Here is a 24,296-nt window from a genome sequence, read left to right on the forward strand (position 1 = left end):
TCGCCCTAGGTAAGTTTGTTTGTTCCTCGAATTGGGAACGGGAACATGACTGGCGGCGCGATGGAAAAGTTGGGCTGCGCAGACTTCAGCCGCGTTCCGATGATGCCAACGGATGGGCGGTGATGTCGGGTGCAGGCCACCGTTCACGGTCAATGGCTCTCAGATGAACCCGCTCGATAGAAAAATACGATTGCTGCGGAACTTCGTGCGCAACTGGGATGGCGAGGTTGTCGATACCGACGAGGGACTGATTCGCCTTCTGAACAAAGACGGCACACGGCCTCCTCTTATCTGGTGCTTCAACGCTGAACACGAACCCGCCGCCCTGGCGCGGGCCTTGGGGCCGGATCAGCCGCTGATCGCCTTACGTTCCCTCAACATCGTTTCGGACCACAACAAGAAGGCGATCGCAGAAGATACGGAAGTCGCACAGCATTATGTAAGGGGGCTGTTGAGCCACTTTGATCTGTCCACCTGCTGGGTTGGTGGAAACTGCCAAGGTGCCACAATCGCGGTGGACATCGCCAGATTGCTGTTGTCCGAGGGAAAGAACGTCCGCGCCTATTTCTGCCTTGAGTGGACGCCCTTCATGCCCCTGCCAACGCGCTGTGTGCTTTTGTTTGGCGAAACAAGCGAACACTACAACCCGTTCCTGCGCGGAGAAAATCCCTGGCCGCAATGGCGCTGCATGTACGAGAGCATTCGCTGCAAGATCATCCCGGGCGGTCACGGGACGTATTTTCGAGAGAATTCCGTCGGAAATCTCGCGGCAGTCCTAATCGAAGAAATGTCGTCAGAAGAAAGACTGCCTGTCCCGAGTCTGGAAACGGGACCGGTCTGGTCTATGGGCCCGGGTGAAACTATCCTTGCAAATCAGACGATAGCGGTCCAGCTGACCTGTCCCGATAACTTGAGTGCAGACACCAAAATCTATGCGTTGTGGCTCCCCCTGACACCGGGCGGTATCCAGAAAACCGTCGTGCATGATCTGCGCAAGGCGCAACGAACCTGTTCGGTTTCCCTGACTGCCCCGGAAGAGCCGGGAAACTGGACACTACAGCTGTTTCTGTGCCGGCCGGATGACGGGCCGCTGAGCTGGCAAAGTGATCTGTCGCAGGTGCGGAGGGCTGAGATTGTCGCTGAACGCTGACGATATAAGGGCAGATGGCCCGGCGGGCAGATCAACTCAGGACAGGCCCTCGGGCCGCCAGATGGGCGAGCATCTTCGTGCGACCAAGCACACGGTTGGCGGGGCACGGGGGTGATCTGCCTGCGGTTGAACTCGCGCACCGTTGCGCGCTACAACCGCCCGTAAGCTGGAGAATCCGGCAGTGTGTCATTACCGCGCCTTATCGCTTGCTACCCCCCAAATGAGAGCGGATTTCTGATGGCACTCGCTGATTTTCAGGCCCTGGATGACCGGGAAAAGTTCCTGACCGACCCGTCCGTCGCAACCAGTCTGCTGCGCAATGCCGACGACTTTGTCATCGCGGCAATGGGCGATTATCTGGATATCCTGCAGACGCGGACGGGCGAGGATTTCGGCGCGCTGCGGCGACTGGTCGAAAACTCGCTGATGTTTCAAGATCAGCAGCCCCATCTGGTGATGCGCCGCCTGTTCGCGCCCTTCTTTGCCAACAAAGCGATTGACCAATGGCAGGGCTGCGTTGATGAGGCCGTGGCGATCGGGCTTGAACATCTGGCGCAGGCCAGCGACCCCGATCTGATCGGCGACTTCGTCCGCCCCGCGCTGATGTCTTTCATGACCCGTTTCATCGGCTGTGCCCCCGATGCGACGGACCAATTGTATGACAGCATGCGCCGGGTAAACAGCGTGGTTTCCCATCCGCTGCTATCTCTGTCGGAGCTGCGCAGGATCAATGCCGCCTGCGAGTATATTCTTGAGAAGGTTGAACAAGACGAGCCGGCGGGCGATCAGCATCCGCCGTCTTTCAAACGCTTCCTGAAGGAAAATTCCGGCCCCGGCAGCAGTATCGAGATTCAGCACGCGCAGGCGGCCTTCGTTCTGGTCAGCGGGATTACCATGGCGCAATCGCTCGGGCTTGCGCTTTACGGTTTGCTGCGCCGCCCCAAGGAGACCTGGCAACAGGTCGCGCAGCCGGGATGGGTCGATGACAATCTCGACCAGTTGTTCTCGAGCTATCCGTCGGCGCTGACCATGGTGCGGGTGCCGACCCGCGACACCGAGATAGGCGGTTGCCCGTTTCACAAGGGCGTCCCCGCCGTCGTGGATGTCGCCAGTTGCAACAACGCGCTGCGCGACAGCCGGGGGGAACATGCCCGACTGGGTCTCTTGTCATTTGGCGCAGGGGCGCACAAATGCCCGGGTGAAGCCCTGTCGCGCATGGTCTTCAAATCGGCCCTGACGGCACTTGCGCGGCGGTTCCCGAACCTGTGCCTGCATGTTGACCGCGCACAGTTTCAGGTGTCGCCGATGATGCACGCGCTGCTGGCCCTGCCCTGTGAACGCGACGGCCAATCGGTTCAGGTCACGGCCCGCTTGGTGGATATCAAATCGCTGGAGGCCGCGCGTAATGTGGTCAATCGCGATGCCGATTTCATGCCCCCGGCGATGGAAACGCATTTGAAGGCGCTGGGCGAACGCGTCGATCTTGACCTCGATCCGGCGATCACCATCGCGCGCAACGCGATGTTCTTCATGTCGGGCGAGCGCCACGCAGTGTTGCGCCGCGTCGTCGCCGGGCATCTGGGGAACAACCGGCTGGACAGATGGCAACCCCGGATCGAGACGGCGATCGACGCCGGGTTGGCGCAGCTGGCGCAGGCGCAGGTACCCGACCTGATCCGCGATTTTGCCGATCCGGTCTTTCATGGATCGACGCAGGACATGCTGGGCATAGCGCCCCGTGACAGCGCCCGCTTCAACGAACTCGCGCCCGTGTTGCAGGATGTGCTGGAACCCTGGCTGCCGCTTCGGGAATTGCGCAGGCTTCAGGGCGTGTTCACCGAATTGCTGGACACGATGGAGATCCCCGAAGGGGCGGCGAACCCGTCTCTCCTGCAGGTCATGGCCGAGCAGGAAATGCCGGATTTCACGCTGCGCGACAAGAAAGCGCTGGTTCTGGTCCTGTATGGCGCCAGCTTCAATCTGGCCCATACGCTGGGCAACATGGCGCATTGGGTTCTGACCCAGTCCAGTGACGGCAGCGGCGATCCCGCCGATCCGGTCTGGATCGATCAGAATTTCGAACAGCTTATGTCGATTTGCGCCTCGCCCAAATACATCTACCGGATGGCGCGAAACGCGGGCACGGTGGATGGCGTGCCCGTGGCCAAGAACGATACGCTGCGTCTGCAATTGCTGTCGATCAACCGCGGCACGGCGGTCGGGAATCTCGCCTTCGGGCATGGATTGCATCGCTGTGTGGGGGCCGCATTGTCGCGGCGCGTGCTGAAATCCGCGCTGCCGCGATTGTTCCAGCGGTTCCCCGACATCACCCTTCTGCCTCAACAGCAGCGTTACTTTGCCATGTCACAGACAGTGGCCATGTCCGCGCTACCCTGTCGTATTTCTCGCACAGCTCAGAACCAGGAAAACACATGACGACCAAAACGACCCTGTCCGACATTCAGGATTTTCTTCAGGCACGGATCGCCAAATTCACCGGCACCGAGGCCTCGCAGCTCGGCGCCGACTCGGTTCTGCTGGACCTCGGTCTGCAATCCATCGACGCCGTCATCCTGTCCGGCGAAGTCGAGGACGAGTTTCAAACCGAAATCAACCCGTCCATGATTTTTGAACATGAAACGCTGGGGAGCTTTTCGCAGGCTGTTCTGGACGGTCTTTCCACGAAATGACCACATGGTATCTGGGATTGTCGACCTCGGGGCATGATCCGGCGCTGGCGCTGGTCAATGCCGAGGGGCAGGTTGTTTTTGCCGAGGCGACGGAGCGCTTCCTGCAGGACAAACGCGCCTGGGGGTTGGCCCCGGACCATGTGTCCCATCTGTCGGCAGCCCTGAACCAGTGCGGTTTCGACTCGGCCGCAGACAGGCTTGTCGTTGCCAGCAGCTGGACCTTCATCAAGGGCGATCTGCCGGTGCAGGTGTCCAACACGCTTCTTCCGGCGACCGACGGTCTGTGGCTGCGCAGCCTGCAAGCCACGGCGCAATCCAATGCCGGGGCTACCCTGTTGCGGCTGGGCCTGAGCGCCGAAATGCCCGAGGTGATGCGGTTCGATCACCACCTGTGCCACGCGGCCGCGGCGGCCTATCAGTCGCCGTTTTCCGATGCCCTCTGCGTGGTGATGGATGGCGAGGGCGAGGCCGGATCGGTATCCGTCTTCGACATGAAGGCCCGCGTGCTCAAGCGCCGGTGGCGATCCTGGGGGCCGGGCAGTCTGGGTACGTTCTATGCCTGGATCACCGGCGCATGCGGGTTCGACTGGCGGCTGGGGGAAGAATGGAAGGTGATGGGGCTGGCGGCTTTTGGTCAGCCCATCCCCGAACTGGTCGACAGCCTGTCCAGCCTGCTGCTCGTGGATCGGGGGCGGTTACAGTTCGGCGACGAGACCCGCCTTGCCGAGGTTCAGGCCAAGGTGGCCCGCCACGCACGCACGCCCTCGGATCCGATCATGCAAGCAGCCGATCTTGCGGCATCGGGTCAGGCCGCGTTTGCGCGGGTGGCGGATCAGGTTCTGGCCGCGTGCGCCGCTGAAACACCGGGCGCGGCGAACCTGATCCTGACAGGGGGCTGCGCGCTCAATTCGTCCTATAATGGCACGATCGCAGAGCGGCACGGGTTTGACAGCGTGTTTGTCCCTTCGGCCCCTGCGGATGACGGCAACGCGGTCGGCGCGGCGCTTCTGGCCCGGGCCAAGGATCAGGGTCACGACGCCCTGCCGATGGGGACCGGATCGGCCTATCTGGGCACAAGGGCGCCCGACACGTCCCTTGCCAAGGCCCGACACGGGGCCGGGCCGCTGATTGCCACCGACCTGACCGGCCAATCGGCGCCGAGCATTGCCGGGCGGTTGGCTCAGGGTAAGATCCTGGGGGTCTTCCGGGGGCAGGCCGAATTCGGGCCGAGGGCGCTGGGCAACCGATCGATCCTCGCCGATCCGCGCCCCGCCAATATGAAGGACCGTCTCAACCGCGACATCAAGGGACGCGAGGCCTATCGTCCTTTTGCGCCGATCATTCAGAACGCCAACGCGGACGAATGGTTCGAAAACGCCCAGCCGTCGCCCTACATGTCCTTTACCAAACGCTGGCGCCCGTCTCGCCGCGATCAGGTTCCTGCGGTTGTGCATGAGGATGGCACCGGCCGGCTGCAAACGGTCAGCGCCGACAGCAACCCGTGGCTCGACGATCTGGTCGACACCTTTGGCCGCCTCACAGGCGTGCCGGTGGTTCTGAACACCAGTTTCAACATCATGGGCAAGCCGATCGTGCATTCCGTTGAAGACGCGATTGCGGTGCTGATGACCTCGGGGATGGATGGTATCGTGCTTGAAGACACTCTTTTCGAGAAAGAGACCTGACGACAGAGGGCAGAGCGCGGTCCTGAACCGGCCGGGGATCGCCGGTCTTCAGGATCGCTCTCTCTGGTGCGTTTGGATCATGCCCACAAATGTCGCTGCCGTCTCTGCCGGACCCTCCGACCCGCCATTCTCCGCCCATGATCTCGCCTGAAACCCGCCCCTCGATAACATGCTCGACCGAAACGCGAGTCTCACCAGGCATTGCGCGTCACACTTTGGCGGCTGACGAAATAGACAGGTCTGCTTCGCGTCGTTGAACCAGACGGAAAACACGGAAGGCCCGAATTAGCCAAAATTCCTGGTGACCCCGACAGGATTCGAACCTGTAACCTGCCCCTTAGGAGGGGGCTGCTCTATCCAGTTGAGCCACGGGGCCGCCACGTTCTCTATTGCGGCTTGAGGCGGGCAAGGCAAGGGGGCGGGCGGAAAATGGCGGTGTCGCCGGGTTGGCGGGGCACGCAGTGGCCCTGTGCGGGCGGATCCGCAGCGGAGCGCGGCGATTGTGTGCGCTATCAGCCGTGCATTCAAGGCTTTGACACCGTCGTTCCGGGCGTTCTACAAGAATTGTATGTATGTTGGCGATAGGGGGATGCTGGCGACGGTATCCCGACAGGGGATCAGAACTCATGGCAATTCCACGTTCCAGCGACAACCGCCGTCCCCTGACACTGCGCGATGTGTCCGAAGCCTGCGGTGTGTCCGAAATGACGGTGAGCCGCGTTTTGCGCAATCGCGAGGATGTCTCGCCCGCCACGCGCGAGAAGGTCATCGCCGCCGCGCGCTCGCTGGGATACGTGCCCAACAAGATCGCCGGGGGGCTGGCCTCGCAGCAGGTGAACCTTGTCGCGGTGATCGTGCCGTCGCTGTCGAACATGGTGTTTCCCGATGTGTTGAGCGGTGTGTCCAAGGCGCTGGAAGATAGCGGTCTGCAGCCGGTCTTCGGGGTGACGAATTACTCACCCGAGAAAGAGGAAGAGGTGCTCTACGAGATGCTGTCGTGGCGACCCTCGGGGGTGATCATCGCCGGGCTCGAGCATACCGAGGCTGCGCGCGCGATGCTCGAGAATGCGGGCATTCCGATCGTCGAGATCATGGATTCCGATGGCGAGCCTATCGACAGCGTGGTGGGTATCTCGCATCGCAATGCCGGGCGGCAGATGGCCGAGGCGATCGTCGCCGCCGGCTATCGCAAGATCGGTTTCCTTGGCACCAAGATGGCCGACGACCACCGCGCGCGCAAACGGTTCGACGGTCTGACCGAGGGGTTGGCCGAGCACGGGATCGAGATCGCGGATACCGAATTCTATTCGGGCGGGTCCGCGCTGAAGAAGGGGCGCGAGCTGACCGAGACGATCCTGACGCGCTCGCCGGATCTGGATTTCCTGTATTATTCGAACGACATGATCGGCGCGGGCGGACTGCTTTACTGTCTTGATAAGGGCTATGACATTCCCGGCAAGCTGGGTCTTGCGGGCTTCAACGGCACCGATTTTCTGGACGGGCTGCCGATGCAGCTGGCCACGATCGACGCCTGCCGGCATGAGATCGGCGAACGGGCGGCCTCGATCATTGCGGGTAAGGGGTTCGAGGATGGCGTGATCGGCGGTCACCGCATCGAACTGACGCCGCGGCTTGAAGCGGGGGATACGATCCGCCGCTGATCGCCCGAAGCCGGACCGAAACAAACGCGCCCCTTGCCGGGCGCGTTTTTCGTTGGGCGATGGGCGGTAGGCGGAGGGCGGGGCGCAAAAGGAAACCCCCGGGCCGTGGCCCGGGGGTCGGTATCATGCGGATGAGGAGAGGATCAGCCGCGGTAGAATTCGGGATAGGCTTCCATCCCCAGCTCGGCCTTGTCGAGACCCATGATCTCGTCTTCTTCCGAGACGCGCAGACCCATGGTCGCTTTCAGGATCAGCCAGACGATGCCCGAAACCACGAAGACGAACACGCCGACGACGATGATCGAGAAGATCTGACCGAAGAGCGTGGCGTCGGGGTTGGTGATCACCACCGCGAGCGTGCCCCAGATACCGCAGACGAGGTGCACCGGGATGGCGCCGACAACGTCGTCGATCTTCAGCTTGTCGAGCAGCGGAACGGTCAGCACGACCAGAACACCACCGAAGGCGCCGATCAGCGTGGCCGAACCCAGCGTCGGGGTCAGCGGTTCGGCGGTGATCGACACCAGACCCGCCAGAGCGCCGTTCAGCACCATGGTAAGGTCAGGCTTCTTGTAGATGAGCTGCGTCAGGATCAGCGCGGCGATGGCGCCACCGGCAGCGGCCGTGTTGGTGTTCGAGAAGATGCGCGAGATGTCGGCGACGTTGGCGGCGGTGTCCATGTAGAGCTGCGAACCACCGTTGAAGCCAAACCAGCCGAGCCACAGGATGAACGTACCCAGCGTGGCGAGGGTCAGGTTCGAGCCCGGCATCGGGTTGATCTTGCCGTCCTTGTACTTGCCCAGACGCGGACCGAGGATCAGCGCACCGGCCAGAGCCGCCCAGCCGCCGACCGAGTGCACGACGGTCGAACCGGCGAAGTCGAGGAAGCCGTAATCGGCGTCAAGGAAGCCACCGCCCCATTTCCACGACGCCTGGATCGGGTAGATGAAGCCCGTCAGGATGATCGTGAAGATCAGGAACGGCCACAGCTTGATCCGCTCGGCCAGCGTGCCCGAAACGATCGAGGCCGTGGTGGCGCAGAACATCAGCTGGAAGAAGAAGTCCGAGCCGACCGAGGCATAGGTCAGGTCGGTATCGGTCTCGGCGAGGCCGACAGGCTCAAGCCCGGTCAGGCCGAAAGCGCCCAGCATCCCCGGGATGGTCCAGGCGTCGCCCGGATACATCAGGTTATAGCCGACGAGATAGTACATGACGGCGGCGAAAGCGAAGAGCGACACGTTCTTGAGCGACTGCATCGTGACGTTCTTCGAGCGCACGAGGCCCGCTTCGAGCATCGAGAAGCCCGCCGCCATCCACATGACCAGGAAACCGGCCACGAGGAACATGAAGGTGGTCAAGATATAGCCGATTTCCTCGTTCGGCGGTGTCATGTCGACCTCGACGGCGACATCCGCCACGGTCGTGTCCTGAGCGTAGAGCGCAAGCGGCACAGAAGCCACCAGCGCCGCCAGGGGAAGGATTTTCTTAAAGTCCATCACGGTGTGTTCCCTTGTTCCCTACCACTTAAAGCGCGTCGTCGCCGGCTTCGCCGGTGCGCACGCGTGTCGCTTGCTGCAGATCCAGCACGAAGACCTTGCCGTCGCCGATCTTTCCGGTGCGCGCCGTGCGCGACAGGGTCTCGACGACTTCGTCAGCCAGGCTGTCCGGAACGGCGATTTCCAGTTTGACCTTCGGAACGAAGTTCACGGCGTATTCCGCACCGCGATAGATCTCGGTGTGACCCGACTGCGTTCCAAAGCCCTTGATCTCGGTGACCATCAGGCCGCGGACGCCGATGGCGGTGAGCGCCTCGCGCACCTCCTCCAGCTTGAACGGCTTGATCGCTGCAATGATATACTTCACGTGTGCCCCCTTATTGCGGTCCCGGTGCGCCCTGAACGGGGCGCGTCCTGCGCTCATAGCGCTCAGAAAGTGGGCCGGGCGCAACGCATCGATGGGCAAGAAGTCGCCGTGAATCCGGCAAAACTGCTCAAAAAATGAACAAATGGGCGCGCGTGATTAAAAAATGTGCGTATCACGAAGGCGAATCGCAGTGTTTCCGCACGCTGACAATCCTCTTGTCGGGGGGTATGTTACGCGACACGAAGAAGCGGAACATAAGACGGAACACGGGCAGGCTCGCGCATGGCATCGAACGGAACTCGGCGTCCTCCATTGGTCGCGGACAGGCGAACGCCTGCCGCGCGGCCCCAGGCCACGGCCCGCAGAGCGACGGGCAGCGGGAAAAGCGGTGGCTCTGGCGGCGGCAAGGGTGGCGGGCGCGGGCGCAGCGGCGGTGGCGGCGGACGCCCCCCGCGCAAGCCCGGCAATCCGATCCTGCGGTTCCTGCGCAACATCCTGAGATTCATCTGGCGGATCGTCTGGGGCTTCACCTGGCGGATGACGCTGGTGGTCACGCTCGTGATGGCGGTGGCGACGGGGTATTTCTATACCACGCTGCCTGACAACGTGAACGCGCTGCTCGACGGGCGCGCGCGCGGCTCGGTGACGATGCGCGACGCCGATGGCGAAGTCTTCGCGTGGCGCGGCGAGTCCTTTGGTGGCTTTACCCATGCGTCCGAGGTCTCCGAGCATCTGCGCAACGCCGTGGTCGCGTCGGAAGACCGGCGCTTCTATTGGCATTTCGGCGTCAGCCCGCGCGGTATCGCCGGTGCGATTGCCTCGAATATCGCGGCCGGGCGGGGGCCGTTCCGGGGCGCGGGCGGTTCGACGCTGACGCAGCAGGTGGCCAAGCTTCTGTGTCTGGGTCAGGATTTCGACCCCGATCAATGGGCCGACGAGGCCGCGTACGAGGCCGATTGCCGCGAGGGCACGATCTGGCGGAAGATCCAGGAGCTGCCCTATGCCTTCGCGCTCGAGCTGCATTACAGCAAGAACGAAATCCTCTCGATCTATCTGAACCGCGCCTTCCTCGGCGCCAGCTCGCGCGGGTTCGAAGCCGCAGCCGAGCGCTATTTCGGTGTCTCGGCGCATGATCTGAACCCGCAGCAATCGGCGATGCTGGCGGGCCTTTTGCCCGCGCCCAGCTATTACGCACCGACCCGCAACCTGCAGCGCGCGCAGAACCGCGCCGCCGTGGTGCTGGGGCTGATGCACGATCAGGGCTACCTGACGGACGAGCAATACGACCGCGCGCGCGCCAACCCGGCAACGCTGCACGAAGCGGCGGAAAGCCATATCGGCGGCTATTTCGCCGATTGGGTGATGCAGACCGGCCCGGCCTATCTGACGCGCGACACGACCGAGGACGTGGTTATCCAGACGACGCTGGACCAGCGCATCCAGCAGGCGGCCGAGGACGCGGTCGCGGCCGTGTTCGACGCGCAGGTGCGCGACGATTCCGAAGCCGAAGCGGCGGTGGTGGTGATGTCCGCCGACGGTGCCGTGCGGGCGATGGTCGGCGGGCGCAGCTATACGGTGGGCGGCTTCAACCGGGCCTTCATGGCGCGGCGACAGACGGGCTCGGCCTTCAAGCCCTTCGTTTATGCGCTGGCAATGGATGACGGCTACCAGCCCTTCGACATGGTCGAGGACGCGCCACTGACGATCACCGTGCCCGGATCGGGCCCGTGGTCGCCGCGCAATTACAGCAACAACTTCCTTGGCATGATGACCCTGGCCGAGGCGCTGGCACGCTCGCAGAACATTCCCGCCGTGCGGATTTCCGAAGCGATGGGGCGCGAAAGGGTGCGGCAGGCCGCGAATGCGTTCGGGCTGGATTCGGACATGGCCGAAGGGCCTGCGCTGGCGCTCGGGGCGTCGGAATCGACGCTTCTGGACATGACGGCGGCCTATGCAGGGATCCTGAACGGCGGCAGTTCGGTGCGGCCTTACGGTTTCACCTCGCTCACGCTCGCCGGGGAATCGGCGCCGCTGATGACGATCGGTTCGGGCATCGGCGAGCGGGTGATCTCCGAGGACGCGGCGCAGCGGCTGATCTGGATGATGCATCAGGTGATCGTTGCCGATTACGGCACCGGCCGTCGTGCACGTCTGCCCGACGGACGCGAGGCGGCGGGCAAGACCGGCACCACGACCAGCGCGCGCGATGCGTGGTTCGTGGGCTTCACGGCGGATTTCGTCGTCGGTGTCTGGATGGGCAATGACGACAACGCGCCGCTGACCGGGGTCACCGGGGGCGGGCTGCCCGCCGAGATCTGGCGCGAGACGATGGTGCGGATCAATCAGAACGTGCCGCTGCACCCGCTGCCGATGATCGTGCCACGCCAGCCCAACGCCGATCTCGAACCGCCGACCACGCGCGGCACGCCGGGTACGCAGGTCAGGGGCAGCGGCGGCTCGCTGGGTGACGCGATCAGCGATCTTCTGGGCGGTATTCTGGGCGGCAACTGACAAAAAGGCCCGCACCGGGAAACGGTGCGGGCCTTTTTTTCGTTCAGAGGATGCATCACGCGGAGGCGGCTCAGTCAGAACCGGCATCGCCAGACCGGCGCAGGGCTATCCCGCTCTACGCAGGTCCTGAATCATCGCGTCGATATTGCCGCCGCGCCGTTCCAGCAGCGTGCCGATTTCCTGCCGTTCGGCGGCCAGCACGTTCACCCCGTCAATGATGATATTGACGAAAAGGGGGCGCCCTGAGCGATCCGAGACGTGCCAGAGCACGGTAAACGGCGCCTCGCCGCGCATCAGCATGGTCGAGCGCACCTCGATCACCGACTGCACCTGACGCGCGCCTTCGACTTGCGTGGTGGCACCGATGAAGCTGCGGAATTGGCGGCCGTATTTGCGCGCCAGATAGCTGCGGAAAGCGTCGGTAAAGGCCGAAAGCTGCGCTGCGGAAGCCGCGCGCGCGGGCGGCCCCAGCGCCGAGCGTGCGATCACCGGCACATCGGCATAGCGGCTGAACAGCGTCTCGAACCGCGCGATCATCTGCGGCTCGGAGCCGCCGGAATTGATGATGCTCTGCACCTCGGCCATCACCTCGCCGATCAGCGACGATGCCTGGCCCTGGCTCAGCGCTCGGGCGGGGTTGGGGATCAGAGGCAGCGCGGCAGTGGCGGCAAAACCGGCCAGAAGCGCGCGGCGGGTCGGGTCAGAAATCGGCGTATGGGTCAATGAAGTCCTCCTCGGCGTCGCTGCCCAGATGATAGCGCCTCGTCTGCAGATAGAGGAGACGCGCCTGCGCATAAGGATCGGCCGTGTTGATCACATTCGCGTCGAGCAGCTCGGAATATTCGCCCGCTTCGGCCACGCGACCGGCCAGCCTTGCCGCCGTGGCATAGGCCGCCTCGTCGGGTGCAAGCGCGTAGCGCAACGGATTTATGGCGATATCGACGATACGCCCGAAGGCGTCGCGCTGGGTGGTCGGGCCGATCACCGGCAGCACCATGTAGGGACCCTCGGCCGCGCCCCAGCGATACATCGTCTCGCCGAAATCGGTGCGCCGTCCATAGACGCCGGCGCGGGTTGCCGGGTCGAACAGACCGCCCAGACCCACCGTGGTATTGATCACCAGACGCACGGTATTCTCGGCCGCGCGATCCGGGCGGATCTGCAGCAAGTCATTGAGAATGACCGAAGGCAGCCCGAGATTGGCGCCGAAATTGCTGACCATCCGGCGCACCGGGCCGGGCTGCGCGGGGGCCTCGGCCTCGTCTTCCGCATCGCCCGGCGTGATCGCCTGAGCCAGCGCGAGATTGTTGTCGAACCACGCGCGGTTGGTCGATTCGTACGGGTCGCTGTAGCCGCTCTCGGACGGCCCGAGCGGGCTGCATCCGGCCAGAAGCAAAACAGTGATCGCAACCGCTGCACCAAGTCTGGGTCTGGTCATGTCGTTCCTCCTGGGAATTTACCGGATGCGAACATCTTCCGCTTAGAGGTGTCTTAAAAGGGGAAGGTTACAAGTGTAAACGCACTTTCCCACGTGTTGGGGTACCATGATGCCGAACAGTATCACGGCAGGCAACTGGACGTCGAAAACGCGCGCCTTGTGGGGCGCGGCGCTGGGTTTTGGGGCGGTTTCGAACCTTCTTGTCCTGACCGGGCCTATTTTCATGCTGCAGGTCTATGACCGGGTCCTGACCGGACGCTCGGCGGCGACGCTGCTGGTGCTGTTCACGCTGGTCGCCTTCCTGTTCGCGATGATGGCCGGGATCGATACGGCCCGCTCGCAATTGCTGGCCCGGGTCGGTGCGCGCATCCGTCACGAACTGGAAGAACGGGTCTTCGAAGCCAGCCTGCGTGCCCGGCTGCGCGATCCGCCCGATCCGCGCGCGGCGGTGGCGATGCAGGATCTCGACACGATCCAGCGGGTGCTGGGCTCGTCGCTGGCGCTGGCGCTGCTCGATCTGCCCTGGACGCTGCTGTTCCTGCTGCTTTTGTACTTCGTTCACCCTTTGCTGGGATGGCTGGCACTGGGCGGCGGCTTGGCGCTGGCGCTGATGGCGGTGTCGGGGCATCTGCAGCAACGCAAGCTTCTGGGCAATGCGCGGATGCAATCGAATGCCGCCGACCGGCTGCAGATCGCGATCGAGGCGCAGGGCGGCGACCGCGTTGCCGCGCTGACGCCCGAAGTGCTGGCGCGCTGGCGCGATTACCGGCGCGATTCGCTCTCGGCGCTGTTGCGCACCGCCGACCGCTCGGTGCGCTCGACCGCTCTGGCCCGCACGTTCCGGCTGTTCCTGCAATCGGCGACGCTGGCGCTGGGCGCGTGGCTGGTGCTGGACGATCAGTTGTCGGCGGGCCTGATGGTGGGCTCGTCGATCCTGCTGGGCCGCGCGTTGGCACCGGTCGAACAGCTTGCCGCGCATTGGGGCTCGCTGCACGTCGCGTTCAGCGGCTGGCGGCGGCTCGATTCCTTTCTGCGCGCCACGGGCCGCGCGGTCGAGCCGGTCGACGCCCCGGTCAGCGGGATGCTCTCGGTGCGCGGGCTGATTGTCGTACCGCAGGGCCGCCGCGAAGCGGTGCTGCGGATCAACGGCTTCTCGGTCCCGCCGGGCACGGCTTTGGGCGTGATCGGGCCAGGCGGATCGGGCAAGAGCCTGTTCGCGCGCGTGCTGGCCGGCGCGGTGCCGCCCTCGGCCGGGGTCATGCGGCTGGGCGAGGTATCGCTGGCGCGGGTGCCGATCACCCGCATCGGCTACCTGCCCCAGCGCTTCGATCTGCTTCCCGGTACGGTCGGCGAAGCGATCTCGCGCCACGATCCCGATGCCACGCAAGACGAGATCGAGGCCGCCGCCCGACTCGCCGGCGTGCATGGCGCGATCGTCAACCTGCCCGACGGCTACAACACATCGACTGAACCCGATGTCGCGCATATGTCAGGGGGCATGATGCAGCGCATCGGGCTGGCCCGCGCGTTCTACAAAGACCCGGTGCTGGTGGTTCTGGACGAACCCGCCGCCAATCTCGACGCTGACGGGCTGAGCGCCTTCAACGCCGCCGTGCGTGCGCTGAAAGATCGCGGGGCGGTGGTGGTGGTGACGGCTCTGCGCCCGACTTCGGTCTCGGAATGCGACGATCTTCTGGTGCTCGACAGCGGCATCCAGACCGGCTTCGGCCCGCGCGACATCATCCTGCGCGAGATGGTGCGCAATCACATGGCGGTCGTCGGGCAGGGCGGGGGGCCGCGGCGCCATGACTGACCGACAGGACGTCGCCGAAATGGATCCGCGCGGCCCCTTCGTTCTGGGCCTGACGTCATGCGCGGTGCTTGTGCTGGGGCTGGCGGGATGGGCGGCGAAGGCCGCGATCACCTCGGCGGTGGTGGCGATCGGCACGGTCGCGGTCGCGCCCTACAGCCACCCGGTGCAGCATGTTCAGGGGGGCGTGATCGAGGCGGTCTACGTGCAAGAAGGGCAGGAGGTCGGGGCGGGCGATCTTCTGGTTCGGCTCGACGGGTCCGACTTGCGCGCGGCGCTCGACCCGGTCGAACAGCAGATCGTCGAGGCTGAGGCGCGGCTCGTTCGCCTTCGGGCCGAGCGCGACGGGCTGGATTTCCCCACCGTCACGCTCGATGAGATGCGCGACCGCGCCCGCATCGCCGCGCTGGGCGCGCAGCTTCGGCTCTATGATGCGCGCCGCGACACGTTCGAGCGCCAGCAATCGCAGCTGCACGAAAGGCGGCGGCAGGCCGAGGCGCAGCTTCAGGGCCTTATCGATCAGCGCACCGAACTCGCCGCCGAGACCGAGATCCTGCAGACCGAGCTGCGCAACCAAGAGACCCTACGCGCGCAGGGGCTGGCCGTGGCGTCGCAGGTCACCATGCTGGCCCGCGCCCGTGCCCAGCTGGCGCGCGACCGCGTGGCGCTTAACGCGCTCGAGCAGGAATTGCGCGGGCAGGTGGCCGAGATCGCCATGCAATCGGCCGCGATGATCGCTGCCAGACGCGAAAGCGCCGAACAGGATTACGCCGATACCGGGCTTGCGCTGATCGACCTCCATGCCCGCCGCGCGACGCTGCTGGCGCGGCTCGACGCGAACGATCTGCGCGCACCGACCGCAGGCGTGGTCCACCGGCTGGCGCAACTCGGCCCGCACAGCGTGCTGCGCCCGGCTGAGGAGGTGATGCAGATCGTCACCCCGCCAAGCGATCCGGTCCTGACGGTGCGCGTGCGACCCGACGATGTGGACTATATCGGGCTAGGGCAACTGGCCTATCTGCGGTTCCCCGGACTGGCAGGACGCGACCTGCCCGATCTGACAGGGCTGGTGACCAACGTCTCGGCTGCCAGCTTCGTCGACGAGGCGACGGGCGCCCAGTATTTCCGCGCCGATATCCAGCCTTCGCCGCAGACGCTGGCCGTTCTGGGCCGCGACGCGCTCATTCCGGGGATGAGCGTGCAGGCCTTCCTCGCCACCGGCGAACGTACGCCGCTCGCCTATCTGGTCGATCCGCTGCGCGACCATTTCGTGCGCGCCCTGCGAGAGCCGTGATTGCCCCCCAACTCTGGCGCGCTAAAGACGCCCGGAGCAGGGGGGCTGTCTGCCCCCCTCGCGCTGACGCGCTCACCCCCCGAGGATACTTATGGATCAAAGATGCAGGGTTAACAGAGTCTTTACGCCCCATCTTTAATCTCCAAATATCCCAGGGGGTCCGGGGGAGGATCCCCCGGTCCTGTCACCGGGGTGCGCGCCATCGTCGGGCATCGGGGCGCCGCCTGTGCAGTCCATCAAGTCGCTGCCGATCGGGGGCGGGGCGGGCCAATCCGGGGCTTTTCGAAACCGGGCAAACGTGCTTTTCTCCGCCGCGACCCGGCGCATGCCGGGAGACGCGGCCGGACCCTGCGATCCGGCCATCACGACCCGCGCCGATCGCTGCCCGGCGGGCAGCGCGGCCACCCGATTTCGGCACCGTGCCGCGTGCCCAACAGGAGCCTGCCATGACCCATGCCATCGATGCCCGCCTTCAAGAGCTTGGCCTGACGCTGCCCGATGCGCCCGCACCGGCGGCGAATTACGTGCCGTTCGTGATCTCGGGCAAGCATGTCTATGTCTCGGGGCAGGTCAGCATGGGGGCGAACGGGCTGATCACCGGCAAGCTGGGCGCCGATCTGAGCACCGAGCAGGGCGCCGAGGCCGCGCGGGCCTGCGCGCTGTCTCTGCTGGCGCAATGCAAGAAGGCGATGGGCGGCGACTGGGCGAAGCTGGCGCGCGTCGTCAAGCTGACCGCGTTCGTCAATTGCACCGCCGATTTCACCGACCAGCCGAAAGTGGTCAACGGGGCCTCGGACCTGCTGGTCGAGTTGCTGGGAGAGGCCGGTCGCCATGCCCGCTCGGCGGTCGGTGCGCCTTCGCTTCCGCTCGGCGTAGCGGTCGAGATCGAGGCGATTTTCGAGCTCGCCTGATGCGCGCGCCGCTCCCTGAGGCGTTTCTCCGCCTGCCGATCGCGCATCGCGCCTATCACGATGCCACTGCCCGCCGGCCCGAGAACTCGCTGCCCGCGATCCGGGCGGCGATCCGCGCGAGCTACGGGATCGAGATCGACCTTCAGGTCTCCGCCGACGGTGAAGCGATGGTATTCCATGACGACACTCTGGAGCGGTTGACGCTGGATACCGGCCCGGTCAATGCGCGTTCGGCCGCCGAGTTGCGGCGCATCCGCGTGCGGGCGAGCCCCGAGCCGATCCCGACCTTCCGGCAGGTTCTGAGCGAGATCGGCGGCCGGGTGCCGCTGCTGGTCGAGATCAAGGACCAGTCGGGGGTGATGGGGCCGACCAATGGTGTGCTCGAAGCCGCCGCTGCCGCGGCGCTGCGCGGATACGAGGGGCCGGTGGCGGTGATGTCGTTCAACCCGTCTTCGGTGGCCCATCTGCAGCGGCTGGCGCCCGAGGTGCCGCGCGGCCTGACGACCTATGCCTTCCCGCGCGAACACTGGCCCGAGGATGCCGGCCCCGAGGCCGAGGCACACCGCCGGCGCTTGGCCGCAATCGCGGATTTCGACGCTGTGGAGGCAAGTTTCCTTTCGCATGACTGGCACGATCTGAACAATCCGCGCGTGGCTGAGTTGAAGGCGCAGGGTGCGGCGATCCTGTGTTGGACGGTCAAGTCGCCCGAGGATGAGGCGGTGGCGCGGCGGGTGGCCCAGAACATCACCTTCGAGGGCTACGCCGCCGAGATCGGTTGACCCGATCGGCTGTTCGGCGCGTCGGCGGGGTTGACCTGCGCCGTCCCGCGCCCAGTTTTGGGGGCAGGAATGGCCGGTTTGGGGATCAGCTTGGATATCACGCTTGTCGACGCGATCAGCGAGATCGGCGCTCCCGCATGGGACGCGCTGAGCGGGGCTGTGCCGGGCGCGCGGCCGCTCGATCCGTTCACCACCTATCGTTTTCTTCAGGCGTTGGAAGCTTCGGGCTCGGTCGGGCCGGGCACGGGCTGGGAGGCGAAGCATCTCGTCGTGCGCCACGAAGCGCAGGTGCTGGCCGCGATGCCGCTTTACGCCAAGGGGCATAGTCAGGGCGAGTACATCTTCGACCATGCCTTTGCCGATGCGTGGCACCGGGCGGGCGGGCGCTATTACCCCAAGCTGCAGGCGGCGGTGCCGTTCACCCCCGCGACCGGGCCGCGTCTGCTGGCCCCGGCCGAGCTGAAACCCGTTCTTTTGCGCGCGCTGGCCGAGATCACCGGCTCGAACCAGCTGTCTTCGGCGCATGTCACCTTCTGCACGGCAGAAGAGGCGGCGTTGGGCGAGGAGGAGGGGTTTTTGCACCGTGTCACCCAGCAATTCCACTGGGAGGACGAGTGTTACGGCGATTTCGACGGCTTCCTGTCGGCGCTGTCTTCGCGCAAGCGCAAGACGATCCGGCGCGAGCGGCGGCAGGCGCAAGAATTCGGTGGCACGATCCATGCGCTGACCGGCGACGATCTGAAGCCCGAACACTGGGATGCGTTCTGGGCCTTTTATCAGGATACCGGCAGTCGCAAATGGGGCACGCCCTATCTGACGCGGGCCTTCTTCGACGAGGTCCACGCGACGATGCGCGACGACGTCCTGCTGGTTCTGGCCGAGCGTGAGGGCCGCTGGGTCGCGGGCGCGCTAAACTTCATCGGGGCCGAGACGCTCTACGGGCGCTATTGGGGATGCGTCGAGGATCATCCCTGCCTGCATTTCGAGCTGTGCTATTATCAGGCGATCGACTGGGCGCTGGCCAATGGCCTCAGCCGCGTCGAAGCGGGCGCGCAGGGCGAACACAAGCTGGCGCGCGGCTATCTGCCCAACGAGGTGCATTCGCTGCACTGGTTCCCCGATACCCGTTTCCGTGCCGCGGTCGAGGACTACCTGAAGGCCGAGACAGCGGCTGTCGGCGACGAGATGCGCCTGCTCGAGGGCTTCGCGCCTTTCCGGCGGGGGCCCGAAGGCGGCGGCACCTGATGCGAAAAGGAGCATGACATGGCACGACCTTCGAAACTGGCGGGCAGCGAACGCGATGAGGCGCTTGAGGCACTGAAAGCGGCGGGCTGGACCCATGACGCCGAGGCGGATGCGATCCGCCGCAGCTTCAAGTTCAAGGATTTCAGCGCTGCGTTCGGCTGGATGACCCGCGCGGCGCTGGCGGCCGAAAAGCTCGACCATCACCCCGACTGGTCGAATGTCTACAACCGGGTCGAGGTGAGCCTGACCACGCATGACGTGAAGGGCCTGACCGAGCTGGACGTGGCGCTGGCAAAGGCGATGGACGCGGCGCTTTAGGCCCGCAGGGCGCGGCCCGTCTGCCCCGACAGGCGGGCTGCGTGTGTGGTTTTGTGTGTCCCCTTGCCCCGTTAGGCGGTCGACATCCGCTGCGGGTGGGCTAAGTCGGGGGGCTGTATTGCAAGCTTAGGGGACACCGCACTTATGAATTTGTCTGATTTCATGTCTTTCCAGATCGCCGAGGGCGTGACCATCGGCGATGTGCTGACGGTGGAATTCCTGGCCTCGATCCTTGGCAACGTGCTGGCCGCCATCGCCATCCTGTTCGTGGGCATGCTGATCGGGCGCTGGGCGGCCCGGCGCATTCGCGGCCTTGGTGCGCAGCATAGCAGCCTCGACACGACGCTGTTCAACTTCCTCGGCTCGCTGACCCGTTACGCGATCATGGCGGTGACGGTGATCTTCGTGCTCAACCGCTTCGGGCTCGAAACGACCTCGCTCGTCGCGGCTTTGGGCGCTGCGGGTCTGGCCGTCGGTCTGGCGTTGCAGGGGACATTGTCGAATGTCGCGGCGGGGGTGATGATCATCCTGTTCCGCCCGATCAAGGTCGGCGATTTTGTCGAGATCGCCGACGAGATGGGCACGGTCAAGGATATCTCGCTGAATTATACCGAGCTGGCTTCGATGGGGAACACGCAGGTGATCATTCCCAATTCCGAAGTCTGGGGTAACACGATCGAGAATTATTCGGTCTACCCGCTGCGCCGCGCGGAATGGACGTTCGGGGTGTCCTATGGCTCGGATCTGAAAAAGGCCGAGACGGTGATCCTGGATACGATCATGGCCGATGAGCGCTCGATGAAAGACCCCGAGCCGTGGATTCAGGTCAATAATCTCGGCGACAGCTCGGTCGATTTCCTGGTCCGGGTCTGGGTCGATGCGGGCGTCTATTTCTACTATCAGGCCGATATGAAGCGCCGGGTGAAAGAGGCGCTGGACGAGGCCGGGATCGAAATCCCCTTCCCCTATCGCACGCTGGTCATGGCCGGCGGCGAAGCGCCCGCGATGCCCGAGCTTTCCGAGAAAGCCGAGAGCTGAGCAAACCGGCCACCGACACGCAAAAGGGGCCGCCCGATGGTGCGGCCCCTTCGTCTTTTTCCACGCCACCGCGTTCAGGCGACGGCATTGGGAGCGCGCTCAGAGCGCCTCGACCATCGCTTCACCGCCCGAAATCTCGCAACCCGAGCCGGTTTCCGGGTGAAAGACCTTCACCACCCCGTCATCGACCATCATCGCATAGCGCTTCGAGCGGCCCTTCAGGCCCACGGGCGGTGCGTCGAAGGACAGGCCCAGCTTCTCGGTGAATTCGCCCATCCCGTCGGCCAGCATGGTGATGCCCGCCTCGGCGGCGCCGGTGGCCTCGCCCCAGCTTTTCATCACGAAGGCGTCGTTGACCGAAACGCAGATCACCTCGTCCACACCCTTGGACTTGAGCGCATCCATGCTGCGCACGAAGCTCGGCACATGGGCGGAGTGGCAGGTCGGCGTGAAGGCGCCCGGCACCGCGAAGATCACGACCTTGCGGCCTTCGGTCAGATCCTTGACCGAAACCGCTTCCGGCCCCTCGGCGCCGATTTTCTGCAGGCTGGCATCGGGCAGCGTTTCGCCGGTGGAAATGGTCATGGTATGCGCTCTCCTGTTGGGTTACCTCGATGGACGGGGATATATATCCAGGAAAGTGGCGTTCCAGTGCGCCAGTCGACAACGGACAGGAAGGAAACGGGGAATGGGTGGAATCGTCGTCATCGGGGCCGGGCAGGCCGGGTCTTCGCTGGTCGCGAAACTGCGGGGGCTGGGCTATGAAGGGGCGTTGACGCTGATCGGCGACGAGCCGGTGCCCCCCTATCAGCGCCCGCCGCTGTCGAAGAAATACCTGTTGGGCGACATGGCGCTCGACCGTCTCTTCCTGCGCACCGAGGCCTATTACGCCGATAACAACATCACCCTGCGCACCGATGCCAAGGTGACGCGGATCGACCCGGCGACCAAGCAGGTCTTTCTGGGCGACGAGGCGATCGGCTACGAACAGCTCGCGCTGACCACCGGCTCCGAGCCGCGCCGCCTGCCCGCCGCGATCGGCGGCGACCTCGACGGCGTGTTCGGCGTGCGCCGTCTGTCGGATATCGACGCGATGGCGCCCTATTTCACCGAAGGAAAACGGCTTCTGGTCGTGGGCGGGGGCTATATCGGCCTCGAAGCCGCCGCCGTCGCCGCGCTCAAGGGTCTCAAGGTCACGCTGATCGAGGCCGCGCCGCGCATCCTCGGCCGCGTCGCCTCGCCCGAGACCGCCGACGACATGCGCAAGCTGCATGCCTCGCACGGCGTCGATATCCGCGAGGGCACCGGTCTGGCCCGCCTCACCGGCGAGGGCCATGTCGATGGCGCCGAGCTTGCGGATGGCACGCATCTGGACGTGGATTTCGCGATTGTCGGCATCGGCATCATCCCGGGCGCCGAACTGGCCGAAGAGGCCGGGCTGGTGATCGAGAACGGCATCCGCACCGACGATTACGGCCGCACCTCGGATGCTTCGATCTGGGCTGCGGGCGATTGCGCCAGTCTCGAATATCGCGGTAACCGGATCCGGCTGGAAAGTGTGCAGAACGCCATCGATCAGGCCGAGGCGGTCGCGGCCAACATGATGGGCGCGGAAAAGCCCTATGTGCCGATGCCGTGGTTCTGGTCGGATCAATACGACATGAAACTGCAGATCGCGGGCCTCAATACCGGCTATGACCGCATCGTCACCCGCGATACCGGCGGCGCGCGCAGCCACTGGTATTACAAGGGCGATACCTTCCTCGCGGTCGACGCGATGAACGATCCGCGCGGTTACATGGTGGGCAAGCGGCTGCTGGAAATGGCGAAAAGCCCCGACCCGGCCGCAATCGCCGATCCGGCGACCGAGCTGAAGGCGCTGCTCAAGGCATGAGGGCGTCCTGATGCGCATCGTCGGCGGCGCGCGGCGCGGGTTGAAGCTGGCCGAGATCGGGGCGGGCGATGCGCAGGCGCATCTGCGCCCGACCTCGGACCGGGTGCGCGAGGCGCTCTTCAACATGCTCTGTCAGGGCAAATGGGGCGATCTGGTCAGCGGCCAGCGCGCGCTCGACCTATTTGCGGGGACCGGCGCGCTGGGGCTCGAAGCCCTGTCGCGCGGCGCCACACAGGTGACGCTGGTCGATGACGGCGCCGCCGCGCGGGCCCTCATCCGCGCCAATATCGAGGCCATGCAGGCGATGGGAATGACCCGTCTCTATCGTCGCAACGCCACCGATCTCGGCGCCAATCGCGGCGCCACATTCGGTCTCGTCTTCATGGACCCGCCCTATGGCAAGGTGCTGGGGCAACAGGCGCTCGCCTCCGCCATGGGTGGTGGCTGGCTGGCCCCCGGGGCCATCATCGTGTGGGAAGAGAACGCCCCACAGCCCGCGCCCGAAGGCTTCGAAACCCTCGATCAGCGCCGCTACGGCGAGACCTGGATCACGCTTCTGCGCGCCCCCTGACCCTTTCACTTTGCCCCAAATACTCACGGGTGGGGTCCGGGGAGGGGGCGTGTCCCCTCCCCGGGCAGGGGAGCGCGAGGGGGCGGCGGCCCCCTCGCCACCCGGTCGCGAAGCGCGCGCGACCGGGTCTCACGGGGCGCGACGCAAAAGCCACAAGCGCCCGTTATCCCCATGCTTTTTCTGGACCAATCGCCCCTCACGGGTTATCGTTGAAAAAAACGGGGCGCCACGATCCCGTCGAGCAGAGGCATCCATGGATTTTCCCCAGCGGTTCTCGAACCTGCCGGAATACGCATTCCCGCGCCTGCGCGCGCTTCTCGATCACCTGACCCCGGGTGGCGAGCCGATGGCGATGACCATCGGCGAACCGCGCCATCAGATGCCCGCCTTCGTGGGCGAGGTGTTGTCCGCGAATCTGGCGGGCTTCAATCGCTATCCCACGAACGAAGGCACGCCCGAGCTTCTGTCGGCGATTTCCGGCTGGCTGAAGCGGCGCTACGGTGTCGATGTCGCGCAGGACCGGCTGATGGTGCTGAACGGCACGCGCGAGGGGTTGTTCAACGCCGCCGTCGCGCTTTCGCCCGAGCGCAAGAACGGCGCCACTCCGGTCATCCTGACGCCCAATCCGTTCTATCAGGTCTATGCCATCGCCGCGCTGACCGTCGGCGCCGAGCCGGTCTATGTCCCCGCGACTTCGGCCACCGGGCATCTGCCCGATTACGCCTCGCTGCCTGCTGAATTGCTCGACCGGGTGACGATCGCCTATCTGTGCTCGCCCGCCAATCCGCAGGGCGCGGTCGCCAGTCAGGATTACTGGGCCGAGCTTCTGGCGCTGGCCGAGAAGCACGATTTCCGCATCTTCGCGGATGAATGCTATTCCGAGATCTACCGCGACGCCCCGCCGCCCGGCATTCTGGAAGTGGCCGCGCGGGTCGGCGCTGATCCTGAACGGGTCGTGTCCTTTCATTCGCTCTCGAAACGCTCGAACCTGCCGGGTCTGCGCGCGGGCTTTCTGGCTGCCGGGCCGAAATCCGCGCGCGCCATCCGTCAGCTTCGCGCCTATGCCGGGGCGCCGGTTCCCATGCCGATTCAGGCGGTTGCCGCCGCCGCCTGGTCGGATGAGGCGCATGTGGCCGAAAGCCGCGCGCTCTATCAGGAAAAGTACCGCATCGCCGATGAGGTCTTCGGCGGGCTTAACGCCTATATGCCGCCCGAAGCGGGCTTTTTCCTGTGGCTTCCCGTCGCCGATGGCGAAGAGGCCACGCTGAAACTGTGGCAGGAGACCGGGCTGCGCGTGCTGCCCGGCGCCTATCTGTCGCGCGATACCAAGGGCGGCAATCCCGGCAGGGGATATATCCGCGTGGCGCTCGTCAACAATGCCGACGAGACCCGTCAGGGACTGACCCTGCTGCGCAACTGTCTGTATACGTGAGGATCC

Annotated in this window: 21 protein-coding genes and 1 tRNA gene; 16 read left to right on the forward strand and 6 right to left on the reverse strand. The window is 65.0% G+C overall.

The genetic code is table 11. The features are described 5' to 3' along the window. Positions 1-163: 163 nt before the first annotated feature. The 4 genes from JI664_RS21730 (at position 164) to JI664_RS21745 (ending at position 5,525) form a co-directional block, all read left to right on the forward strand. Positions 164-1,150: a hypothetical protein gene (locus tag JI664_RS21730; protein WP_207015892.1), complete on the forward strand. Its 987-nt coding sequence runs from the start codon at positions 164-166 to the stop codon at positions 1,148-1,150. 237 nt (positions 1,151-1,387) lie between these two features. After that, the gene (locus tag JI664_RS21735) at positions 1,388-3,586 is read left to right on the forward strand and encodes a cytochrome P450 (protein WP_207015893.1); all 2,199 of its coding nucleotides are present in this window, start codon (positions 1,388-1,390) and stop codon (positions 3,584-3,586) included. Continuing rightward, positions 3,583-3,840 carry an acyl carrier protein gene (locus tag JI664_RS21740; RefSeq protein ID WP_207015894.1) on the forward strand — a complete coding sequence of 86 codons (258 nt, stop codon included), beginning with the start codon at positions 3,583-3,585 and terminating at the stop codon, positions 3,838-3,840. Before JI664_RS21735 ends, JI664_RS21740 begins: the two co-directional genes overlap by 4 nt. Beyond that, positions 3,837-5,525, forward strand: a complete 1,689-nt coding sequence (locus JI664_RS21745; RefSeq protein ID WP_207015895.1) for a carbamoyltransferase family protein — start codon at positions 3,837-3,839, stop codon at positions 5,523-5,525. Before JI664_RS21740 ends, JI664_RS21745 begins: the two co-directional genes overlap by 4 nt. A 299-nt stretch (positions 5,526-5,824) precedes the next feature. On the opposite strand, the gene JI664_RS21750 is transcribed toward JI664_RS21745, so the two are convergent. Beyond that, positions 5,825-5,901: transfer RNA gene (locus JI664_RS21750), tRNA-Arg, on the reverse strand. A gap of 250 nt (positions 5,902-6,151) precedes the next feature. Here JI664_RS21750 and JI664_RS21755 point away from each other — a divergent pair. After that, complete coding sequence (locus JI664_RS21755) at positions 6,152-7,186, forward strand: LacI family DNA-binding transcriptional regulator (protein WP_207015896.1); 1,035 nt, start codon at positions 6,152-6,154, stop codon at positions 7,184-7,186. A gap of 143 nt (positions 7,187-7,329) precedes the next feature. Here JI664_RS21755 and JI664_RS21760 read toward each other — a convergent pair whose 3' ends face one another. Next, positions 7,330-8,682: an ammonium transporter gene (locus tag JI664_RS21760; protein WP_207015897.1), complete on the reverse strand. Its 1,353-nt coding sequence runs from the start codon at positions 8,680-8,682 to the stop codon at positions 7,330-7,332. 28 nt (positions 8,683-8,710) lie between these two features. Further along, the gene (locus JI664_RS21765) at positions 8,711-9,049 is read right to left on the reverse strand and encodes a P-II family nitrogen regulator (RefSeq protein WP_109532723.1); all 339 of its coding nucleotides are present in this window, start codon (positions 9,047-9,049) and stop codon (positions 8,711-8,713) included. A 282-nt stretch (positions 9,050-9,331) separates the two neighbouring features. Between JI664_RS21765 and JI664_RS21770 the strand changes: the two genes are divergently transcribed. Beyond that, positions 9,332-11,560, forward strand: coding sequence for a transglycosylase domain-containing protein (locus tag JI664_RS21770; protein WP_207015898.1), 2,229 nt, complete (start codon positions 9,332-9,334; stop codon positions 11,558-11,560). 105 nt (positions 11,561-11,665) lie between these two features. On the opposite strand, the gene JI664_RS21775 is transcribed toward JI664_RS21770, so the two are convergent. Both JI664_RS21775 and JI664_RS21780 read right to left on the reverse strand, forming a co-directional pair. Continuing rightward, positions 11,666-12,283: an MlaC/ttg2D family ABC transporter substrate-binding protein gene (locus JI664_RS21775; protein WP_286174236.1), complete on the reverse strand. Its 618-nt coding sequence runs from the start codon at positions 12,281-12,283 to the stop codon at positions 11,666-11,668. Then, entirely contained in the window at positions 12,261-12,998 is a 738-nt protein-coding gene (locus JI664_RS21780) for an MlaA family lipoprotein (RefSeq protein WP_207015900.1), read from the reverse strand. Before JI664_RS21780 ends, JI664_RS21775 begins: the two co-directional genes overlap by 23 nt. 109 nt (positions 12,999-13,107) lie before the next feature. Between JI664_RS21780 and JI664_RS21785 the strand changes: the two genes are divergently transcribed. From JI664_RS21785 to JI664_RS21815, 7 genes are all read left to right on the forward strand, one after another. Next, positions 13,108-14,811: a type I secretion system permease/ATPase gene (locus JI664_RS21785; protein WP_207015901.1), complete on the forward strand. Its 1,704-nt coding sequence runs from the start codon at positions 13,108-13,110 to the stop codon at positions 14,809-14,811. Then, positions 14,804-16,102, forward strand: coding sequence for an HlyD family type I secretion periplasmic adaptor subunit (locus JI664_RS21790; protein ID WP_207015902.1), 1,299 nt, complete (start codon positions 14,804-14,806; stop codon positions 16,100-16,102). The genes JI664_RS21785 and JI664_RS21790 overlap by 8 nt, the downstream gene beginning before the upstream one ends. A 446-nt stretch (positions 16,103-16,548) precedes the next feature. Beyond that, complete coding sequence (locus tag JI664_RS21795) at positions 16,549-17,013, forward strand: RidA family protein (RefSeq protein WP_207015903.1); 465 nt, start codon at positions 16,549-16,551, stop codon at positions 17,011-17,013. Beyond that, on the forward strand, positions 17,013-17,792 hold the full coding sequence (locus JI664_RS21800) for a glycerophosphodiester phosphodiesterase family protein (protein WP_207015904.1): 780 nt from the start codon (positions 17,013-17,015) through the stop codon (positions 17,790-17,792). The genes JI664_RS21795 and JI664_RS21800 overlap by 1 nt, the downstream gene beginning before the upstream one ends. 69 nt (positions 17,793-17,861) lie before the next feature. Then, positions 17,862-19,037, forward strand: coding sequence for a GNAT family N-acetyltransferase (locus JI664_RS21805; RefSeq protein WP_207015905.1), 1,176 nt, complete (start codon positions 17,862-17,864; stop codon positions 19,035-19,037). An 18-nt stretch (positions 19,038-19,055) separates the two neighbouring features. After that, the gene (locus JI664_RS21810; RefSeq protein WP_207015906.1) at positions 19,056-19,355 is read left to right on the forward strand and encodes a 4a-hydroxytetrahydrobiopterin dehydratase; all 300 of its coding nucleotides are present in this window, start codon (positions 19,056-19,058) and stop codon (positions 19,353-19,355) included. 144 nt (positions 19,356-19,499) lie between these two features. After that, positions 19,500-20,393 carry a mechanosensitive ion channel family protein gene (locus JI664_RS21815; RefSeq protein WP_207015907.1) on the forward strand — a complete coding sequence of 298 codons (894 nt, stop codon included), beginning with the start codon at positions 19,500-19,502 and terminating at the stop codon, positions 20,391-20,393. A gap of 99 nt (positions 20,394-20,492) precedes the next feature. On the opposite strand, the gene JI664_RS21820 is transcribed toward JI664_RS21815, so the two are convergent. Beyond that, positions 20,493-20,978: a peroxiredoxin gene (locus JI664_RS21820; RefSeq protein ID WP_207015908.1), complete on the reverse strand. Its 486-nt coding sequence runs from the start codon at positions 20,976-20,978 to the stop codon at positions 20,493-20,495. A 103-nt stretch (positions 20,979-21,081) separates the two neighbouring features. Here JI664_RS21820 and JI664_RS21825 point away from each other — a divergent pair, with 103 nt between their 5' ends. The 3 genes from JI664_RS21825 (at position 21,082) to JI664_RS21835 (ending at position 24,290) form a co-directional block, all read left to right on the forward strand. Then, positions 21,082-22,287, forward strand: a complete 1,206-nt coding sequence (locus tag JI664_RS21825; protein WP_207015909.1) for an NAD(P)/FAD-dependent oxidoreductase — start codon at positions 21,082-21,084, stop codon at positions 22,285-22,287. Positions 22,288-22,297: 10 nt separating this feature from the next. Further along, positions 22,298-22,858: a 16S rRNA (guanine(966)-N(2))-methyltransferase RsmD gene (gene rsmD / locus JI664_RS21830; RefSeq protein WP_207015910.1), complete on the forward strand. Its 561-nt coding sequence runs from the start codon at positions 22,298-22,300 to the stop codon at positions 22,856-22,858. Between the two features lie 253 nt (positions 22,859-23,111). Beyond that, a complete protein-coding gene (locus tag JI664_RS21835) occupies positions 23,112-24,290 on the forward strand; it encodes an aminotransferase class I/II-fold pyridoxal phosphate-dependent enzyme (RefSeq protein WP_207015911.1) in 1,179 nt (392 codons plus the stop codon). Positions 24,291-24,296 lie beyond the last annotated feature (6 nt).

Origin of the sequence: Rhodobacter sp. NTK016B (assembly GCF_017303295.1) — a bacterium.
Lineage (GTDB): Bacteria > Pseudomonadota > Alphaproteobacteria > Rhodobacterales > Rhodobacteraceae > Pararhodobacter.

Bases quoted from the DNA above. Each gene is read 5' to 3' on its own strand.
- JI664_RS21730 (WP_207015892.1), top strand. From the start codon at position 164: ATGAACCCGCTCGATAGAAAAATACGATTGCTGCGGAACTTCGTGCGC.
- JI664_RS21735 (WP_207015893.1), top strand. From the start codon at position 1,388: ATGGCACTCGCTGATTTTCAGGCCCTGGATGACCGGGAAAAGTTCCTG.
- JI664_RS21740 (WP_207015894.1), top strand. From the start codon at position 3,583: ATGACGACCAAAACGACCCTGTCCGACATTCAGGATTTTCTTCAGGCA.
- JI664_RS21745 (WP_207015895.1), top strand. From the start codon at position 3,837: ATGACCACATGGTATCTGGGATTGTCGACCTCGGGGCATGATCCGGCG.
- JI664_RS21755 (WP_207015896.1), top strand. From the start codon at position 6,152: ATGGCAATTCCACGTTCCAGCGACAACCGCCGTCCCCTGACACTGCGC.
- JI664_RS21760 (WP_207015897.1), bottom strand. From the start codon at position 8,682: ATGGACTTTAAGAAAATCCTTCCCCTGGCGGCGCTGGTGGCTTCTGTG.
- JI664_RS21770 (WP_207015898.1), top strand. From the start codon at position 9,332: ATGGCATCGAACGGAACTCGGCGTCCTCCATTGGTCGCGGACAGGCGA.
- JI664_RS21780 (WP_207015900.1), bottom strand. From the start codon at position 12,998: ATGACCAGACCCAGACTTGGTGCAGCGGTTGCGATCACTGTTTTGCTT.
- JI664_RS21785 (WP_207015901.1), top strand. From the start codon at position 13,108: ATGCCGAACAGTATCACGGCAGGCAACTGGACGTCGAAAACGCGCGCC.
- JI664_RS21790 (WP_207015902.1), top strand. From the start codon at position 14,804: ATGACTGACCGACAGGACGTCGCCGAAATGGATCCGCGCGGCCCCTTC.
- JI664_RS21795 (WP_207015903.1), top strand. From the start codon at position 16,549: ATGACCCATGCCATCGATGCCCGCCTTCAAGAGCTTGGCCTGACGCTG.
- JI664_RS21800 (WP_207015904.1), top strand. From the start codon at position 17,013: ATGCGCGCGCCGCTCCCTGAGGCGTTTCTCCGCCTGCCGATCGCGCAT.
- JI664_RS21805 (WP_207015905.1), top strand. From the start codon at position 17,862: ATGGCCGGTTTGGGGATCAGCTTGGATATCACGCTTGTCGACGCGATC.
- JI664_RS21810 (WP_207015906.1), top strand. From the start codon at position 19,056: ATGGCACGACCTTCGAAACTGGCGGGCAGCGAACGCGATGAGGCGCTT.
- JI664_RS21815 (WP_207015907.1), top strand. From the start codon at position 19,500: ATGAATTTGTCTGATTTCATGTCTTTCCAGATCGCCGAGGGCGTGACC.
- JI664_RS21820 (WP_207015908.1), bottom strand. From the start codon at position 20,978: ATGACCATTTCCACCGGCGAAACGCTGCCCGATGCCAGCCTGCAGAAA.
- JI664_RS21825 (WP_207015909.1), top strand. From the start codon at position 21,082: ATGGGTGGAATCGTCGTCATCGGGGCCGGGCAGGCCGGGTCTTCGCTG.
- rsmD (WP_207015910.1), top strand. From the start codon at position 22,298: ATGCGCATCGTCGGCGGCGCGCGGCGCGGGTTGAAGCTGGCCGAGATC.
- JI664_RS21835 (WP_207015911.1), top strand. From the start codon at position 23,112: ATGGATTTTCCCCAGCGGTTCTCGAACCTGCCGGAATACGCATTCCCG.